The sequence below is a fragment of the Lyngbya sp. CCAP 1446/10 genome (genome assembly GCF_026130175.1).
GTDB lineage: Bacteria > Cyanobacteriota > Cyanobacteriia > Cyanobacteriales > Microcoleaceae > Microcoleus.
Window position 1 is genome coordinate 1 of record NZ_JAIGNI010000062.1, and the last position, 17,795, is coordinate 17,795.

General features: G+C 47.3%; 14 protein-coding genes and 1 pseudogene. 7 read left to right on the forward strand and 8 right to left on the reverse strand.

The features are described 5' to 3' along the window. Positions 1 to 122: 122 nt before the first annotated feature. The 3 genes and pseudogenes from clpX to tig all read right to left on the reverse strand — a co-directional run. Positions 123 to 1,094: pseudogene (gene clpX / locus K4039_RS21885) on the reverse strand (ATP-dependent protease ATP-binding subunit ClpX); the annotation flags it as partial. A gap of 9 nt (positions 1,095 to 1,103) precedes the next feature. Further along, complete coding sequence (clpP, locus tag K4039_RS21890) at positions 1,104 to 1,793, reverse strand: ATP-dependent Clp endopeptidase proteolytic subunit ClpP (protein WP_265238504.1); 690 nt, start codon at positions 1,791 to 1,793, stop codon at positions 1,104 to 1,106. 341 nt (positions 1,794 to 2,134) lie between these two features. Continuing rightward, positions 2,135 to 3,550 carry a trigger factor gene (gene tig, locus K4039_RS21895; RefSeq protein ID WP_265238506.1) on the reverse strand — a complete coding sequence of 472 codons (1,416 nt, stop codon included), beginning with the start codon at positions 3,548 to 3,550 and terminating at the stop codon, positions 2,135 to 2,137. A gap of 590 nt (positions 3,551 to 4,140) precedes the next feature. Between tig and K4039_RS21900 the strand changes: the two genes are divergently transcribed. The 3 genes from K4039_RS21900 (at position 4,141) to K4039_RS21910 (ending at position 8,365) form a co-directional block, all read left to right on the forward strand. Then, positions 4,141 to 5,184, forward strand: coding sequence for an aspartate-semialdehyde dehydrogenase (locus tag K4039_RS21900; RefSeq protein ID WP_265238508.1), 1,044 nt, complete (start codon positions 4,141 to 4,143; stop codon positions 5,182 to 5,184). A gap of 105 nt (positions 5,185 to 5,289) precedes the next feature. After that, complete coding sequence (gene dapA / locus K4039_RS21905) at positions 5,290 to 6,183, forward strand: 4-hydroxy-tetrahydrodipicolinate synthase (protein ID WP_265238510.1); 894 nt, start codon at positions 5,290 to 5,292, stop codon at positions 6,181 to 6,183. A 280-nt stretch (positions 6,184 to 6,463) separates the two neighbouring features. Further along, on the forward strand, positions 6,464 to 8,365 hold the full coding sequence (locus tag K4039_RS21910) for a ribonuclease J (protein WP_265238512.1): 1,902 nt from the start codon (positions 6,464 to 6,466) through the stop codon (positions 8,363 to 8,365). Positions 8,366 to 8,500: 135 nt separating this feature from the next. Here the strand turns inward: K4039_RS21910 and K4039_RS21915 are convergent, their stop codons facing one another. The 3 genes from K4039_RS21915 to K4039_RS21925 all read right to left on the reverse strand — a co-directional run bounded on the left by K4039_RS21915 (position 8,501) and on the right by K4039_RS21925 (position 11,032). Continuing rightward, positions 8,501 to 8,776, reverse strand: coding sequence for a MoaD/ThiS family protein (locus tag K4039_RS21915; protein ID WP_265238514.1), 276 nt, complete (start codon positions 8,774 to 8,776; stop codon positions 8,501 to 8,503). Between the two features lie 143 nt (positions 8,777 to 8,919). After that, positions 8,920 to 10,218 carry a threonine synthase gene (gene thrC, locus K4039_RS21920; protein ID WP_265238515.1) on the reverse strand — a complete coding sequence of 433 codons (1,299 nt, stop codon included), beginning with the start codon at positions 10,216 to 10,218 and terminating at the stop codon, positions 8,920 to 8,922. Positions 10,219 to 10,771: 553 nt separating this feature from the next. After that, positions 10,772 to 11,032, reverse strand: a complete 261-nt coding sequence (locus K4039_RS21925) for a MoaD/ThiS family protein (protein WP_265238517.1) — start codon at positions 11,030 to 11,032, stop codon at positions 10,772 to 10,774. Between the two features lie 500 nt (positions 11,033 to 11,532). Between K4039_RS21925 and K4039_RS21930 the strand changes: the two genes are divergently transcribed. Continuing rightward, entirely contained in the window at positions 11,533 to 11,820 is a 288-nt protein-coding gene (locus K4039_RS21930; RefSeq protein WP_265238519.1) for a hypothetical protein, read from the forward strand. Positions 11,821 to 12,628: 808 nt separating this feature from the next. On the opposite strand, the gene K4039_RS21935 is transcribed toward K4039_RS21930, so the two are convergent. Together K4039_RS21935 and K4039_RS21940 are read right to left on the reverse strand one after the other, a co-directional pair. Continuing rightward, positions 12,629 to 14,005 carry a cytochrome P450 gene (locus K4039_RS21935; protein WP_265238549.1) on the reverse strand — a complete coding sequence of 459 codons (1,377 nt, stop codon included), beginning with the start codon at positions 14,003 to 14,005 and terminating at the stop codon, positions 12,629 to 12,631. 89 nt (positions 14,006 to 14,094) lie between these two features. Further along, positions 14,095 to 14,700, reverse strand: coding sequence for a hypothetical protein (locus K4039_RS21940; RefSeq protein ID WP_265238521.1), 606 nt, complete (start codon positions 14,698 to 14,700; stop codon positions 14,095 to 14,097). Between the two features lie 795 nt (positions 14,701 to 15,495). On the opposite strand from K4039_RS21940, the gene K4039_RS21945 reads away from it, so the two are divergent. From K4039_RS21945 to K4039_RS21955, 3 genes are read left to right on the forward strand one after another with little or no spacing between them, the layout of a single operon-like run. Next, positions 15,496 to 16,029, forward strand: coding sequence for a COP23 domain-containing protein (locus tag K4039_RS21945; RefSeq protein ID WP_265238523.1), 534 nt, complete (start codon positions 15,496 to 15,498; stop codon positions 16,027 to 16,029). 50 nt (positions 16,030 to 16,079) lie between these two features. Further along, positions 16,080 to 16,550 carry a hypothetical protein gene (locus tag K4039_RS21950; protein ID WP_265238525.1) on the forward strand — a complete coding sequence of 157 codons (471 nt, stop codon included), beginning with the start codon at positions 16,080 to 16,082 and terminating at the stop codon, positions 16,548 to 16,550. Beyond that, a complete protein-coding gene (locus K4039_RS21955) occupies positions 16,535 to 17,794 on the forward strand; it encodes a COP23 domain-containing protein (protein ID WP_265238527.1) in 1,260 nt (419 codons plus the stop codon). Before K4039_RS21950 ends, K4039_RS21955 begins: the two co-directional genes overlap by 16 nt. The last annotated feature ends 1 nt before the right edge of the window (position 17,795 follow it).

Here is a 17,795-nt window from a genome sequence, read left to right on the forward strand (position 1 = left end):
TAAATATCTCGATATTTTTGAGCTTGGGAGATTCTAATAATAATTCTCTGTAATTCACTGTACTGGTTCTCTTTTTTGTACACGATACCTAGTTTACCTCTTGTCCTGCCTTAAGTAAACCGTATTGTCCCATATTTTACCAAATCGTCTGGTTCCAGTTGCCTGAGGACATCGGCGGCCCGCTTTTCCTTCGGCACAGCTTCTCCCGGCTGAATAAAACCCATTGACTTTTTACCAGTTCTCTGCTCGATCACTTTGTCCAGGCCGACAAAAGCGCCCCCGCAAATAAACATGATATTGCTGGTATCAATTTGGATGCAGTCTTGATAGGGATGCTTGCGGCCGCCTTGGGGTGGTACATTGGCGATCGTCCCCTCAAGCATTTTCAGTAGCGCCTGCTGCACCCCTTCTCCAGAGACATCCCGCGTAATCGAAGGATTTTCGCTTTTCCGGGCAATTTTGTCAATTTCATCAATATAAATAATTCCGCGCTGCGCCTCTTCCACATCCATATCTGCCACTTGCAGCAGTCGCAGCAAAATATTTTCCACATCTTCCCCGACATAGCCCGCTTCCGTCAGAGTCGTCGCGTCAGCCACCGCAAACGGCACGTCCAACATATCCGCCAAAGTCTGAGCGAGCAGCGTTTTACCGCAGCCCGTCGGCCCGATTAACAAAATATTCGATTTTTGCAGTTCTACTTCTTCTGGTGGGTGCTTGCCGCTATTTTTGGCATGGATAAAGCTGAGGCGCTTGTAGTGGTTGTAAACTGCTACCGAGAGGACTTTTTTCGCCTCTTCTTGACCGATCGCATTTTCGTCGAGATAATTTTTAATTTCCCTCGGCTTGGGAATTTGGCTCATCGAGATACTTTTGCCCGAGGTAGCGCGGCGCTTTTGGGTAGTTTCCTGTTTCGGAACCGCCGCCGCCGCGGGCACAGCACTGGAATCAAACAACTCCTCATCTAAAATTTCATTGCACAAGTCAACGCATTCGTCGCAGATATAGACCCCTGGGCCTGCGATTAACTTGCGAACTTGCTCTTGAGACTTGCCACAAAACGAACATTTTAGATGGGAGTCGTACTTAGACATAACAGCCTCTTATTTCAGTGCAGTGACGTTTTCTCCCGCAGCCGGAAGGTTTTCTTTTTCGATCACTCGATCGACCAAACCGTAATCTTTGGCTTCTTCGGCTGACATAAAAAAGTCGCGCTCTGTATCAGCCTCTAATTTGTCGATCGGTTGACCTGTGTGATGCCCTAGCAGTTCATTCAGCTTACGCTTATGATACAGGATTTCCTTGGCTTGAATCTCAATATCAACTGCTTGACCTTGAGCTCCTCCGAGCGGTTGGTGAATCATAATCCGCGAACTCGGAAGAGACATCCGCTTCCCGTGAGCTCCTGCTGTTAGCAGAAATGCGCCCATACTCGCTGCTAAACCGTAACAAATCGTCACCACATCTGGTCGAATTTGCTGCATCGTATCATAAATTGCCATGCCTGCTGTCACCGAGCCACCGGGGGAATTGATGTACATTTGGACATCTTTTTCTGGATCTTCGGCATCTAAATACAATAGCTGAGCTACGATCGAGTCAGCCACTTCGTCGGTGACGGGAGTTCCTAAAAACACGATTCTATCCCGCAGCAAGCGCGAGTAAATGTCAAATGCCCGCTCGCCCATCCCCGACTGTTCTAGTACCATCGGCACTACATTGCTGGGACTAGAGCTGACATCAAAATCGTTATAGCTCGTAATTAGGTAATTGGAAGATTGAGATACAACCATAAGACACCAGTCAAGGATTATAGACAATTTGCTGCTGTTGAAAGCTTTAAATTAAGCTGCCAGCTTCTAACTATTATGCCTTGTCTTAACCCAGATGGGGGGGAATGGGAGTGAATGGGTGCGTGAGATTGCTTTCTAACTTGCAAAGCTGGCGTGACTCGCCGCGCTCTGAGGGTAAATAAGTTAAAACACTTACTTACAAATTATCGCTTCTTGGTTCTGGGGGGTTGATTTCTGGGCAGACTAGACTAATCCCAACAAATTTGTTCGGCGCTTGCAGTCAGCATAAGGTGCGCAGTGCGCACCCTACACTTGTAGTTTTTGGTAGCCAACCTCTAGTTTTACTCTTCGCCTACAACTTCCACGTCGATAGTGCTCGTGGCTGCTTCTTCAGAAATTTCAGCGTCCTCTTCTGCTTCTTCTGCTTTGGGAGTCAGAGAGCCTTCAGGTACGAGTTCAATTGTCCCTTTTTCCTCCAACCATTTCAGAGTTTTTTGTTTGAGCAAGTCTTCTCCTACAAATTCCCGCAACTTTTCAGGGTCAAAATTTCCTTTAGGAAACTGCTTTCTGACTTTTGCCACTTCTGCTGCTACTTCTGCTGGTTCAACAGATAAGGATTCCAGCTTAGCTACTTCTGCCAGAGCTAGAGTTTGTTTGAGCCTCTCTAATGCTTCGGGACGAGAGCGTTCCCGCATCGGCCCCATATTTTCTTCGGTAAACAGTTGGTTGATATCTATGCCATAATTTTTCAATTGCATGGCTTGTTGGTTCAGCAAATAATCGATTTCGCGATCGAGCATTGTTTGGGGAACTTCTACCTCTATTAGCTGCACCAGTGCTGCTGATATAGCTTTTTCCTTATTAGCTGATAGCTTGTTTTCTTGCTCTGTTTTAAACCGAGTTTCCAGGGATTCGCGCAGTTCGGCTAAAGTTTCAAATTCGCTAACTTCTTGGGCGAAGTCGTCGTCCAACTCCGGCAATTCCTTTTCCTTAATTTCTTTCAGAGTAATTGTAAAGACTGCTGGTTTTCCAGCCAATTCTTCACTGCTATACTCATCAGGGAACTGGACAGAAACTTCTCTAGTTTCTCCCGAATTCATCCCAATCATGCCTTGGATGAAGCCCGGTACAAACTGATTTTCCGACAATTCTACTTGAAAGTCTTCGGCATCGCCGCCGGGAATTTCTGCGGGAGTTTCGCCTTCGGGTGCTTCGGCAAATTTACCGGAAAAATCAACCAAAGCCACGTCTCCCAACTGAGCGGGCCGGCCTTCTACGGGGATTAAAGTCGCTTTGTCCGATCGATATTTTGCCAGTACCTCATCCACCTGAGCTTCATCATACTTAACTTCTTCTGCTTGAAGCTGCAAGCCGGTGTACTGCCCCATTTTCACTTCTGGTTCTACATCAACCTTAGCCGAAAAAGTCAGAGGCTGTTCTGGATCGAACTTTTCTAGCAACTCTTCAAATTCGGTGCGCAGTTCAAAACTGCCAATTGCCGGAATTTTTTCTTGTTCGAGAGCTTTTTGCAGGGAATCATTAATCAAATTTTCCAAAGCCGTCGCCTTCAAGCGAGTCTGGCCTAGGCGCTGTAGCAAAATTTGGCGGGGAACTTTGCCTTTGCGGAACCCAGGAATATTGACCTCGCGAGCGAATTGTTTAATTACCTGCTCGTAAGCTTGTTTTGACTTAGATGATGGGACTTCGATTTCCAGACCAATTTGACTGGCTGGAAGTTTTTCCTGGGTTACTTTCATCGGCTTTTTTTTGGATATTTAACAATAGTGACAAAATACATACAAATCTAACTTTGCCTGCATTTTTATTTTGTACGCTTTGACTTGTAACGGCACAACTACAATCACCTCTACTGGATCAGAGTGTAAGTCATAACCAGCTACTTTTTGGGATCTTGCCAAATAGTTCTAGTTTGAGGATACTAGCTTTTGCTGCTAGGAATGTGGAGGTTAAGTCCACCAATTGCCGATGCACTATAGCATATATCGCCGTCTGATGTCAATGTTTTCGGCTGCGTGGCCAGTCAAAGTCAATGGATGCGTCTGCTAAAGTGGAGATATATCAGCAGCTAACCGGATGCGGATTAGGCGCGGGCGATCCTCTTCGTTGATGAGCATCCCGTGCGGGCGGACTTCGCTAACGGCAAAAGATGCTAAACTAGGATTGGTGGCGATCGACCGCTGTGGCTAACTGCAACCTTGCCATCTGCTCGCGCCCCGATGTCGCATAAGATTAATTGAGTTTGATATATTGAGTTGGATATTCAGTATTGCGGTTATTTAAATTTTAGATTTCGATGTTTAGAGTTTAATTTTTGGAGGAAACTAATTTGTCTCAATCCTATCGAGTTGCCATTTTAGGAGCTACCGGCGCAGTCGGTGCCGAGTTGCTAGAACTATTGCACAGCCGGAGTTTTCCGATTTCTAACTTGAAGCTGCTGGCTTCGGAACGTTCAGCAGGTACAAAATTGCCTTTCGGCGACGAGATGCTGCCAGTTGAAGCAGTGTCCGAGCGATCGTTCGATAATGTAGATCTAGTGCTAGCCTCAGCCGGCGGCTCTACTTCTAAATTCTGGGCTCCGAAAGCGGTGGCCGCCGGGGCCGTGGTAATCGACAATTCCAGCGCTTTCCGCATGGATGCGACCGTACCGCTAGTGGTTCCCGAAGTCAATCCCCAAGCGGCGGCAGCTCACCGAGGTATCATTGCTAATCCCAACTGCACGACAATTTTGATGGCGGTTGCCGTTTGGCCACTGCACAAAGTTAAACCAGTCAAGCGCATAGTTGTAGCGACTTACCAGTCTGCCAGCGGCGCGGGCGCAAGGGCTATGGAGGAAATGAAAGATCAAGCTAGAGCAATTTTGGCAGGGGAAATTCCCAAAACCGAGATTTTTCCCTACCCCTTGGCTTTTAACTTGTTTCCGCACAATACACCGATTAACGATTTGGGGTATTGTGAGGAAGAGATGAAAATGGTGAACGAAACTCGGAAGATTTTTGGTACGGACGAGATGAGAATTAGTGCGACTTGCGTGCGGGTTCCCGTACTCCGCGCCCATTCCGAGGCGATTAACCTGGAGTTTGCAGAGCCTTTTAGCCCGATCGACGCTAGGGAAATCTTAAAACAGGCGATCGGCGTTAAGCTGGTAGAAGACTGGCAAGCTAATTATTTCCCGATGCCCGCCGAGGCTAGCGGTAAGGATGAAGTGCTAGTCGGCAGGATTCGCCAAGATATTTCTCACCCCTGCGGGTTGGAGATTTGGCTGTGCGGCGATCAAATTCGCAAAGGGGCGGCTTTAAATGCGGTGCAGATAGCCGAGTTGCTGGCAGACAAAAATTTGCTGCGAATCCCAGCGCAGGCGGCTTCTATTTAGCGGGAAGCTGGCAATAGGGTAATTGAAATAAAGATTTTAGATCAACCTTTCATCTGAAATCAAAAAATTAAAATCAAAAATCAACAGTCTAAAATCGGAGAAAGTGTGGTAAAGTTTGGACGGGTTCTGACTGCAATGATTACGCCGTTTAAAGAAGACGGCAGTGTTAACTATGCGGTAGCAGAACAATTGGCAGTTCATTTAGCCGATCGCGGTACGGATAGCTTAGTAGTGTGCGGAACTACGGGCGAATCTCCCACTATGAGCTGGGATGAAGAGTACCAATTATTTCAGGTGGTACAAAAGGCAGTTGCCGGTAAAGCTTTGGTAATCGCAGGAGCCGGATCGAATTCGACCTCAGAAGCAATCGAAGCTACGCAAAAAGCAGCTAAACTAGGGTTAGACGGCTGTTTGCAGGTGGTTCCTTATTACAACAAGCCACCGCAAGAAGGTTTGTACAATCATTTTCGGGCGATCGCGCAATCTGCTCCAGAATTGCCTATAATGTTATATAACATCCCCGGTCGCACAGGCCAAAATATGTTGCCGGAGACAGTAGCTCGATTGGCAGAAATCCCCAACATTGTGGCAGTCAAAGAAGCAAGTGGCAACCTAGATCAAGCAAGTCAAATTCGGTGCTTGACATCACCTGAATTTGCGATCTATTCTGGAGATGATTCCCTAACTTTGCCCATGTTGGCGGTAGGAGGATCTGGTGTAGTTAGCGTAGCCAGCCATCTGGTAGGAGAGCAACTGCAACAGATGATCAAAGCTTTCGAGGCCGGTCAAGTTCAAGTCGCTACCCAGATTCACTTGCAACTTTTTGACCTGTTTAAAGCTCTTTTTCTCACCACAAATCCCATTCCCGTTAAGGCAGCTCTTAAACTTCAAGGCTGGGATGTAGGTTCCACCCGTCCGCCCCTGTGCGCTCCGCCCGTTGAGGTAACTCAAAAGTTAAAGGACGTACTGAGTCAGCTAGCCACAGTATCTGCTAGCTAGATAGGCGAGAACGAGTTTTCAGACAACTGAATATTGGTTGTAATGAGTCATTAGTCATTAATCATCAGTCATCAGTCATTAACTGTTAGTAATTACCTAATGGTGATAGACCAAAGACTGAAGATTAAGGACTGAAGGCAAAAGACAACTGACTGTACGGGTATAGAAAAACCCGCCGGGGAGTTTTCCATAAATATTTGGAAAATAATCGCCCTACGAACGAAAGACGAAAGACGAAAGACAACAGACAAATAACAAAAACAACTAACAAAGGATACGCATGATCAAAAATACAACTGCACAAGTTCTAAAAGTTATTCCCCTCGGCGGGCTGCACGAAATCGGCAAAAACACTTGTGTGTTCGAGTACGGCGACGAAATAATTCTTTTAGATGCAGGTTTAGCTTTCCCCACAGATGGAATGCACGGTGTAAATATTGTCCTCCCAGACATGACTTACCTGCGGGAAAACAGTCACAAAATTCAAGGTATGATAGTGACTCACGGTCACGAAGACCACATCGGTGGCATCCCTTACCACCTCAAGCAATTTGAAATTCCAGTCATCTACGGCCCGCGTTTGGCGATGGCCTTGCTCGCTGGAAAATTGGAAGAAGCCGGAGTATCTCACCGCACTGAATTGAGAACAGTTCGACCACGGGATACGGTCAGAATTGGTAAGCATTTCTTAGTCGAATACATCCGCAACACTCACTCGATGGCCGACAGTTTCACTGTGGCAATTCACACTCCCGTCGGAATTATTATTCACACTGGAGACTTTAAAATTGACCACACTCCTGTAGACGGCGAGCATTTTGATTTGCAAAAGCTGGCTGAGTACGGCGAAAGAGGCGTGCTGTGTTTGATCAGCGATTCTACTAACTCGGAAGTTCCTGGTTTTACCGCTTCAGAACGTTCTGTCGCTCCGAATTTAGACAGAATTATCGCTCAAGCAACGGGACGGGTACTGCTGACGACTTTTGCTTCGTCGGTACACCGATTGCAAATTGTTTTGGACTTGGCTAAGAAAAACAATCGGTATGTCGGAGTGGTTGGCCGCTCGATGCTGAACGTCATCGCTCACTGTCGCAATCTTGGCTACATCAAATGCGAAGATAGTATTTTCAAACCGCTGAAAGAAATCCGCAATTTGCCCGAAGACAAGGTTTTGATTTTGACTACGGGTTCGCAAGGTGAACCGATGGCGGCGATGACTCGGATTGCTAACGGCGAACATCACGAACTGAAAATCAGAAAAGGTGATACAGTCATTTTCTCGGCTAATCCGATTCCGGGAAATACGATCGCAGTGGTAAATACGATCGACAAACTGATGATGCTGGGTGCAAACGTGGTTTACGGCCGCGACAAAGGCATTCACGTTTCCGGGCACGGCTGTCAGGAAGACCAAAAGTTAATGATTAACATGACTCGTCCCAAGTTCTTCTTGCCGGTACACGGGGAACATCGGATGCTGGTTCAGCACTCCAAGACGGCTCAAAGCATGGGCATTCCCGCGAGCAATATGGTGATTATTGACAACGGCGATGTCGTAGAATTAACTGAAAATTCGATGCGACTTGGTACTAAAGTACCTTCAGGAATTGAATTGGTAGACTCTTCTCGATCGGGCGTAGTGAAGGCAAACGTCCTCAAAGAACGTCAACAGTTGGCTGGAGATGGCGCGGTGACAGTAGCTGCGGCGTTAAATGCAGAAGGTAAGTTAGTTGCTACGCCGCAAATACACTTGAAAGGTGTAGTCACATCAGCCGATCGCGAACTGCTACAACAATCGATCACACAAACGATTGAGACTATTTTAGGCGATCGTTGGTCAGAATTTGTCAGACCTTCAACAACTGCCGAATCAGGAGTTGATGTGGATTGGGTTGGAGTGCAAACGCAAATAGAACGGGCAATTCAGCGGGTACTGCGTCGGGAACTTCAAAGCAATCCCATGCTAGTATTCCTGATGCAAATTCCCGAAGGAGCATTATTTGTCCAATGGGAAAAAGCAGCAGTAGCTCCAGGTTCTTTAGAAGCACCCAAGCTATTAGGCCCATCATCGCCATCATCGAAATCAGCACCAGAGGCAGCGCCAGCGCCTGTTCCTGCTAATGCAGTAACCGGTCGTCGTCGCCCCCGGACAGCAGCAAAAGTTGCTTCCGTAGTTTCCTAGAGTTAACAATTCCTGGCCAAGCCAGGGATTTGTTTCTCAACCGCAGATGAACGCAAATAAACGCAGATAGTAATTAATTAATTCTATCTGCGTTCATCTTTGTTTATCGGCCACCATCTGCGGTTGCAAAATTAATCAACCACCAGCAACTGCTGGAACAATACTAACTTCATCACCATCTTGGAGTGCTGTTCCTGTCCCATCCAAAAAGCGGATATCTTCGCTGTTGACGTAGAAGTTCAGGAATCTGCGGGGTTCTCCCTTTTCATCGCACAGGCTTTTTTTGATGCCGGGACAATTTGTTTCGAGGGATTCAATCAGTTCGGAAATATTGCCGCCGCCGCATTCGATGGTGGCTTGATTGTTGGTGAATTTTTGCAGGGGAGTGGGAATTAAAACTTTGACGGTCATTTTTTTGAGTCCTTAGTCAGTAGTCAGTAGTCCTTAGTCAGTAGTCAACAGTTAACAGTTAACAGTTAACAGTCAACAGTTAACAGTTAACAGTCAACAGTCAACAGTCAACAGTTAACAGCTTGATAACTAATGACTAATAATTAAACCGAAGCTTGTTGCCATTCTAAGCGTTCGAGGGTGCGGGCGCGTTCTAGGGCGCGCTCGAAGGCTTCGAGTTTGGGTTCGAGGGTGATGGGTTCGCCGATGTAGCCTTGGACGGCTTCCTGAGTCTTCAAGCCGTTGCCGGTGATGTAGGCGACGGTGGTTTCGTCGGGATTGATTTTACCTGCTTCTACGAGTTTCTTCAAGACTGCGATCGTGGTGCCGCCTGCGGTTTCTGTGAAGATGCCTTCAGTTTCTGCTAGTAGTTTCATGCCTTCGATGATTTCGGTGTCGCTGACGGATTCGATGTTGCCGTTGGTTTTGCGGGCGACTTCCAAGGCGTACATACCGTCTGCTGGATTGCCGATCGCGATCGATTTAGCAATTGTATTCGGTTTGACTGGTGTTACGAAATCGCGACCTTCGCGGAATGCTTGGGCGATGGGGGAACAACCGTCAGCTTGAGCACCGCTGAACCGGACTTTCTTGTCATCAACTAAACCGACTTCGATGAATTCATTAAAGCCTTTGTAGATTTTTGTGAACAAAGAGCCGGAAGCGAGGGGGGCGACGATGTGATCGGGCAATTGCCAGCCTAGTTGTTCAGCAACTTCGTAGCCGAGGGTTTTCGAGCCTTCGGAATAGTAGGGACGCAAGTTGATGTTGACAAATCCCCAGCCGTGTGTATTGGCGACTTCGCAACAGAGGCGGTTAACTTGGTCGTAGTTGCCGTGAACTGACATGACAGTTGGATTGTAAATCAGAGTTCCGAGGACTTTGCCTGCTTCTAAGTCTGAAGGGATGAAGACTACGCAGTCGAGACCGGCGTGGGCGGCGATCGCAGCGGTGGAGTTAGCTAAGTTGCCAGTGCTGGCACAGGATACCGTTGTGAAACCCAATTCTCTCGCTCTACTGAGGGCGACTGACACCACTCTGTCTTTAAAGCTAAGAGTGGGCATATTGACGGCATCGTTTTTGATGTAAAGATTTTTTAGACCGAGGCGGCGCGCCAAGCGGTGGGATTTTACTAAAGGAGTCATCCCCGTGCCAACATCGATGACGTTATCTGTAGCGACTGGTAAGAATGCGCGGTAGCGCCAAATCGAGTTAGGGCCGGCTTCGATGGTTTGGCGAGTAACTGTGCGGCGGATTGCTTCGTAGTCGTACTTGACCTCAAGCGGGCCAAAACAGCAATCGCAGACGTGCTTGGCTTGGAGTTCGTACTCTTCGCCGCATTCTTTACATTTGAGGGCTGTGAAGGTGGCTGCTGTGGATTGTGTTCTGGTGGCCTGGGTCATAGCTCAACTCTCTAGTTTTGCGATGTTTTCTAATTCTTAAGGACAGATTAGCACGGTGGATTTACCCCGTCAACCATACCCGACTTTTTTAGTCTGGATTGATTTTGCAGCAGTATTTTGTCCGAAACGGCAGGTGGTTGGATAGTCCTCAATCTCTTTCTCAGAGAAGTTTCTAGGCTCTGCAAAACAGTGTTGGTTCAGAGGGAAAATCTCTTGTTTAACCGAACTCAAGAATGATTTGCCGAAAAAACTATTTCAAAACTTTATAAAGTTTTTTTGCTGGGTGACTCAAAACGACAAACTACAGGGTTGAGGCGCGGGGGCCGAGAAACCGGGTTTCTACGAGATTTTGAGGTTGATTCACGAGAATATAGGAAGAAACCCGGTTTCTGAATCTTACGGCGGGGGCCGAGAAACCGGGTTTGTACGAGATTTTGGGTTGATTCACGAGAATATAGGAAGAAACCCGGTTTCTGGAGGTCAGCGCGTCTACGAAATTTGGGGTTTACTAACGAGAATACAGGCTTCCCCCTCTCCCCCTCTCCCCCTCTGCTTACCCACCGCTGACGGGGGGGATTAGTACAACTTCGTCGCCGTCTTGGAGGATGGTGTCGGGGGAGACGAATTCTAGGTTGAGGCCGAAGCGGGTGCGCGTGCGCCACTGTTCTAATTGAGGGTATTGGGCGATCGAGCTTTCGAGCACTTCAGATACTGGGGTTTCGGGAGGAAATTCTAGTGTAAGTTCTGAAACGCCGTAGGCTTCACTGAAGGCGGCGAATAGTTTAACGGTGATGGTAATCGAAGAGTTAGACACGGCTGTTTTGTGTGATCGACAGTTGGGCAATTATTAACTAAACCATATAATTAATTGAGAATTACGCGCGCCGAGGCTTAGAATTGAAAGCGGCAATCTCTAGTTGAGTTTGGCGCGATCGGGTAAAACGTAACTAGAGATTGCAGTAGAAAGTCCGAACAGCATTTTATTTATAGCGATCGATCTCACCAACCAGGCTTCATAAGTAGTTGTCATTCACTTAGATGCAGATAGCGAAGGTCTAGTTGGCTGCTGTTTAGGCTACTGCCAAACTATTTTTTCAGGATACGGTATAGATACTTTCCCGTAATTGTGGGAGAGTACAATGATCGCACAAAATTTAGTGAGCAACAACGCAGATAACGCCCAGCTAACCTGCTGCTGCCCGACTAAAAATCTGGTCGTCAAGTCCATCTGGGAATTCCCGAAGCTTTGCCCCGATACGCAAACGTGCCGTTCGATCTAAAAATAATAGTCAAGTTAACGCGATCGAGATATTTATGGCAAATAACGATTTTAAAGTGCTGCAAATTATTGAAGCTAAAGGCTGGTATGCCTTTGGGAGTACGAAGCAAAGCCAGCACATTGAGAGGTGGGTAAGACCTGTGGTGTGTTGGGTTTTAATAGAAGACAAAAAAAAGCGGCGGATTGTGACTGCTACCGCTAGCTATCAGATCCAGATTGACGACAAAGAAGTCGAGTTTTTTGCCCACGAAAGCGAAATTCAAGATATCGAGAGTCTCCCGAAGTCTGTCTCTGTCTCGGAATTTCTGAAAACAGAAGATTGAGAGAAGAGCCAGAAGGAGAGCGTTTAACAAGTTATTAATTTTTTCTTAGTAATTCCTTAAACTTGCTGCCGGATTCTATTTCAATTGCAGGCAGAACCTCCCTAATTGAGGAGAGGGGCAGATGGGGAGAGAGGAGAATGTATACTTTTGTCTTGCTTTCTGCATCTCTAGCCGCAAGTCTTCCAACCCCAAAAAATAAAGAAGCCGGAAGATTGCGGGCAATGCCAACACGCTTCCGACCTTTGCTAAATAACAGGGTATGCATATGTTTCTAAAGTATGGCAGGGAAGCCTTCTAGATATCAAGAGGACTATTGCAATCACCCACAGAAATTTATTAAACTTGGTGGCGGATGCTTTTTCAATTCGAGGAGAAACCACTCTAATTCAAGAGAGGGGAGTTGAGAAGATAGGGAGAATTTATACTTTTGCCTTGCCTTCTGCATCAGAATGCCGAAGGTCTAAAGTAGCCAAAAAAATAAAGAGGCCGGAAGATTGCAGGCAATGCCAACACGCTTCCGACCTTGCTGAATAACAGGGTATGCATATGTTTTTAAAGTATGGCAGCCAGGTCTTCTAGATATCAAGAGGACTATTGCAATAACCCACTTTTGCTTTCAGGTTGTGTTTGCAAGGTTCATACCATTTTAGACTGAAAATTTGAATATTGAGAGCGGCTGATGGTTACAGGTTAAGGATTATAGCTGTTTTTGTGTAGCGGGTGCTACAAAAAATGGGCGCTTGCCGATCGTAAGCGAAGCAGGCCGAAGGTATCGCCCATTCTTCCCTAATTATTTGCCGCTACAAAATCAAACCCCACTAGCAACAGGTTCAGGCTTTGACAGCCGCATCCGCCGCCCCAGCAGCGCCATCCGCACACCGCCCGCTGGCCCTAAAGTCACCCCTCGGCGTTTGGCCTGTACCGGCTTTTTCTCGGCCAATACTAAGTCGAAATCGCGCAAAATGGTTGCCACCACCAGTTTCATCTCCAACTGCGCCAGCGCTAAGCCGATACAGCGACGACTACCGCCCCCAAACGGCAAATACTCGTAAGGCGAGAATTGCCTCTCCAAAAACCGTTCCGGCTTAAATTGCTGCGGTTCTGGATACAAATCCTCCCGCCTGTGGGTTAAATAAATGGAGCCGAAAACCACCGTACCCGGTTCGAGTTGATATCCCATCAGTTCCACGGGCTCCCGCACTACTCGCGGAAACGTCAGCATTCCCACGGGATAAATTCTGAGTGTTTCTTGACAAACCGCACTCAGGTACGGCAACCGGGAAATCTCCATCGGGTCGGGATTTTCGCCCAAACTGTCCAATTCTTGCAGCAGTTTCTGGCGCACTGAGGGCAAACTGTGAATCCAGTAAAATGCCCAAGCTAAAGCAGTTGCTGTGGTTTCGTGGCCTACAAACAACAGCGTCATCAACTCGTCGCGCAATTCTTCATTAGTCATCGGTTCGCCGTTTTCGTCGCGGGCGGCCATCATTAAGCTGAGAATGTCGGTGCGGTTGCTGTCTGGTTGCTGTCTGCGTTCTGCTATTTCCGCGTCCATCAGTTCCTGAATTTTCCGCTGCTTTTGTTTCATCCGTCCCCAAGGACTCCAAGCGCCCCAATCTTGCTGCATCCAGGACAGAAATAGCATACTCGATCGCAGCGGAGAGCCGGTCATATCGAGAATTGAAGCCAGCAGCGGGGACAGTTGCTGCAACCGCGGCCCTTCATCCAAGCCGAAGACTACTTGCAAAATTACCCGCATGGTGATTTCCTGCATGGCGGTGCGGGCGACAAAAGGTCGATCGACATTCCACTTACTGGCAACATCTTGAGTAATATCGCAAATTTGCTGGCCGTAGTTGCGCATCCGTTCCCCGTGAAAGGGCGGCATCAATAATTGGCGCTGGCGTTTGTGCTTTTCTCCAGAGATCACAATCATCGATTGTTCTCCCAGCACCGGTTTGAGAATACCGTTGATATCACCTGGGGCGTCAAGCGCTTTGCTGTTGAGCATTTCCTGGATCGCTTGGGGGTTGTGGATCATCACGAATGGTTCAAGGTTGCCCCATCGAATCGTGAAAATCTCCCCATACTTTTTGGCACTTACATCCATGTACGTAAGTGGATCGCCGATCCATTGAATTAGTTGCACGAAGCGGGGGGTTTTGGGGCCGTCAGGTAGAGTCATAAAAATTGTGGTGCTGTTAGAGGACGCGGGTAACATCCATAGGAATCTCGCAGAAAGCGGGTTATACGCTCTCCCATAATTTTAAGAGATTATTCTCGAACGGTGCTTACAATGTCCTGTCCCAGCTCTGTAAAACGCACTGTTTTGATTTGCCAAGGAGCATAACTGGTTAAGGTTTGGCGCACGCCTCCAAACAAACCTAGCATTTGACAACTTGACAAATTTTGCAATTTTTGCCGGGAATTCCCGGAAGCCCGTAAATCTACGGTAGCGATTCCAAGGTTGCGATCGATTTTAAGCCGATAACCAACCAAACCAAGACTATCGAAAATCTGCTGCTTTAATACTTCATTAACGACGGATGACATTAACTGATTGTCGGTGCCTGTTACTGTTTCCGGGTTCAGAGTTTGACAGAGATTGTTTACCTTATAAACTTTAACGGTGACAGTGTTTTCTGATGCTACTCCACTGGCTAAAACAGGAGAAATAAAGTTAGAAGGCTGTGCTGCTTGAGCCGATCGAGTCTGAAGTTGATTTCCCGTTAGCTGTAGGTTTCCGAATTGACCGGCACCCGTTTGGGATTGGCTCTGGTTTGCGGTTAAGTTCGCTGCATCATAGCTGGAACAACTGCTACTACCCATCAAAATTAATCCAGCGGCTAAATACCCTAAATTTTTGCAGATACTGTTCATAGTTTTTAATACTCAACTCAACGTCTGTGCGTGGAGGGTGAATTTTTCTGGTAGAAAGCACTTACTCCCTGATTACGCTCACTTATGAGTATTTCCCGGCATCCGCAATACTAGACTTCTTGGATAAGTTCTCGATCGATACATAAACCGCAGATGAAAAGCAGATAAACACACTCTAGAGCAGATGATTTCAGAGATTTTGTGAATCAGTGCTAGAGATATACCTAGATGAAAAAAAAGTTAAAAGTTAGGATTAATACCTGGCTTTTAGTGTGATATCACGTAAACGGGTAAGGCACTTTATGCGTGCAACGCTGCTGCCGGCTCGGTATCTCATCAGATGCGAGCTCGTAACGCTAGATTGCCAGTCAGATCGAATAACCTATCAGCGGTGTGATGTAGGGTTGCAAATCGCTCGATCGCGTCCGATTTAAACAGCTTTTTTCCGGTTGGCGAAACCTTGACCTTGATTAGTAGTAATGAGGACATATTTTCGACGGTTGCGCGCATTTTACGATGGCTTCGGATCGGCATAACTGGGCTTTCGGTGCAGTTACAAAACAAAATCCGCCTTAAAAATTCCTGATGACTCGGCGTTTGAAACCTCGACTGTACAAGCTTTCATCCGTCGAGACGGACTAAGAAATAAAGCGGGTATTTAAGCCGGATTTTGTATTAAACGTGCAAGTCGCGAACAACATAATTTAGCAGCCAGCCTCTGGCGCATTCAGGGTGCGATCGCAATATTTGGTGATTTTTCTACCGAATTCCATCAAAAATAGTGAGAACATCATCATGAAACAGCAATTATTGACGAAGGTTTTGGCGGCAAGTGCGATCGCCCTCAGCAGCCTGACAGTCCCTTTTGAGCCTAGTTACGGCTGGAGTTCACCCAGGGAAAAGGGATTTTCGTGCAGCGCCGTCAGCGGCGCACCGGTGACGGTGTACCAAAACTCTCAAGGTGCGGTAGAGCCTTGGATTGAGTGGAGTTCGGATTATTTTTCCGGTTCTGGCTACAATCCACAAACTCGGTGCCAATTAGTCAGCCAGCGCCTAGAAATCTATCGCCGCAACCGGGTGCTCAAGTACATTACAGCAGGCCGGATGAACGGCCAAAACGTCATCTGCACGGCGAATCAAGTCAACGGTTTGTGTCAAAATTTGATTTATACTCTCAGACCAGGCCAAGACCCGATCGGCTCTTTATATAATTTGTTAGCTTGGCGTCAAGGATATGTCGGGATGCCGTCTTTTGATGAAACCCGTAACATTCCTTACATTGACGTGAGGCAAAAACTAGGGGAAAGCACGGATGATGGGGCGCAATAGCCAATTTTTTCGCCATCCTCCAGCCTTGCTTAATGGTTGGGCAATTTTCAATGTTGAATTATCTGCGTCGATCAGTGTTTGTACGTTGGAAATCTACGGTTAACAGATCGATCGCAGTTCCCACATCAACCGCTGGGAATTGCCAGGAGGCTGGGCGATGTTGGGTTCCCCCTGGCGGTGGGACAGTCGCCGCCGCCGGATTCCCTGCCGGTGCTGAGGTGTGGGCAGTAGCGCGGGGTTTTCTAGAGTTGCTGCTGCCAAAATCTTTTTGTCAAGGCTATAGCTTGCGGTATACAAATAACGTTAAAATTGCCATGAACCGCCGCCGGATTTTTAATGGCAAAGGTTTCTTGGTTGCAATTAACGATCGGGGCAGCGATCGACATCCCGGTTTTGAGGTCTATACTTTTGAATATGGAAGCGCGCCGACGCGAGAATTATTGGAAAAAATGGTTAAATCCAGTTGGGGAATTCCGATCGGTATATATTTGCAGTTCGTCTCGTCATGTCTGGGGAGTTAGCGATGAATTTGTGGAGTTCGCGGTTCGGGGCGCTGACAATCATCTTGACCGGTGCAATAACGGCGATAGCAATTGTCGGCCAACAATATGCTGCTTGTGCCAAAACAGCGGAAGAAATTGCCCAAGTAGCAATGTTGAGCACCGTAGAAGTTAATAATACGCTGGGTTTTGCTACTAGCGGTTCGGGAGTAATTATTGCGAAACAAGGCAATATTTACACCGTTCTGACGGCGAATCACGTTGTTGCAAGTCTCGCCCAAGAATACAGCATTCGCACTCATTTGGAAAAAAATTATAGAGCAATCAGAATACAGCGGCTGCCGAAAAGCGATCGCGATATAGACTTAGCTCTGATCCAGTTTTACAGCCGAGACAATTATCCAGTAGCGCCAATTGGCGAATCAAAACGTGCTGTAGTCGGTTCTACTATTTATGTTGCTGGCTATCCACTGCCCATCGCTTCTTGGTATGAAAGAAAACTCGAATTTACTGCTGGTATTGTTTCTTCTCGTCTCGATCGCGCATCATCGGGGTACGGACTGCGGTATCAAGCAGTCACCAGGCGCGGCATGAGCGGCGGGCCTGTATTTGATGCTGATGGCACTGTTGTGGGAATTCACGGTCAGGGTGATACTGTTGGTACGGTGATCAGCCAGTGGAACGGTCAGATTGAGGAAATTAAAACTGGGTTGAATGCAGCAATCCCGATCGATTCTTTGATGTCGTTGCGATCGCAAACCTTACCTAACGGGTTTGATATTCTCAGCAATATTTCGATCCAGCGCGGCTACAGTCAAACTCAATCGAATCTGGGGCCAGGAGGCTTTGTCTGCGATACCTCCACCGGCGAACCGATGACGGTTTATCAAAATCCGCAAGGGTTTAGGGAGCCTTGGATTCGCTGGAATTCTAATTTCTTTTCGGATTCTGGCTACGATCCTCTGACTCGCTGCAAACAAGTGACTCAGCGCCTGGAAAATTACAGCCGCAACAAACAGCTAAATTATGTCACTGTCGGCACAGTCAACAATCAGAAAGTGATTTGCACCACCAGCCGCGTTAACGGGCCGTGCGAAGGTTTGATCTACACGCTGCGCCGCGATCAAGATCCTGCTCCTGCACTCAGCAGTTTCTTTGTGTGGCTGGGGAATCAGAAGGCTAGACCTTCTCTGTTTGAAAGCGGCACTCCGATTTATATTAATGTTAGGGAACGGCTCGATTTAGATGTTGGCGAAGAACCCTAAT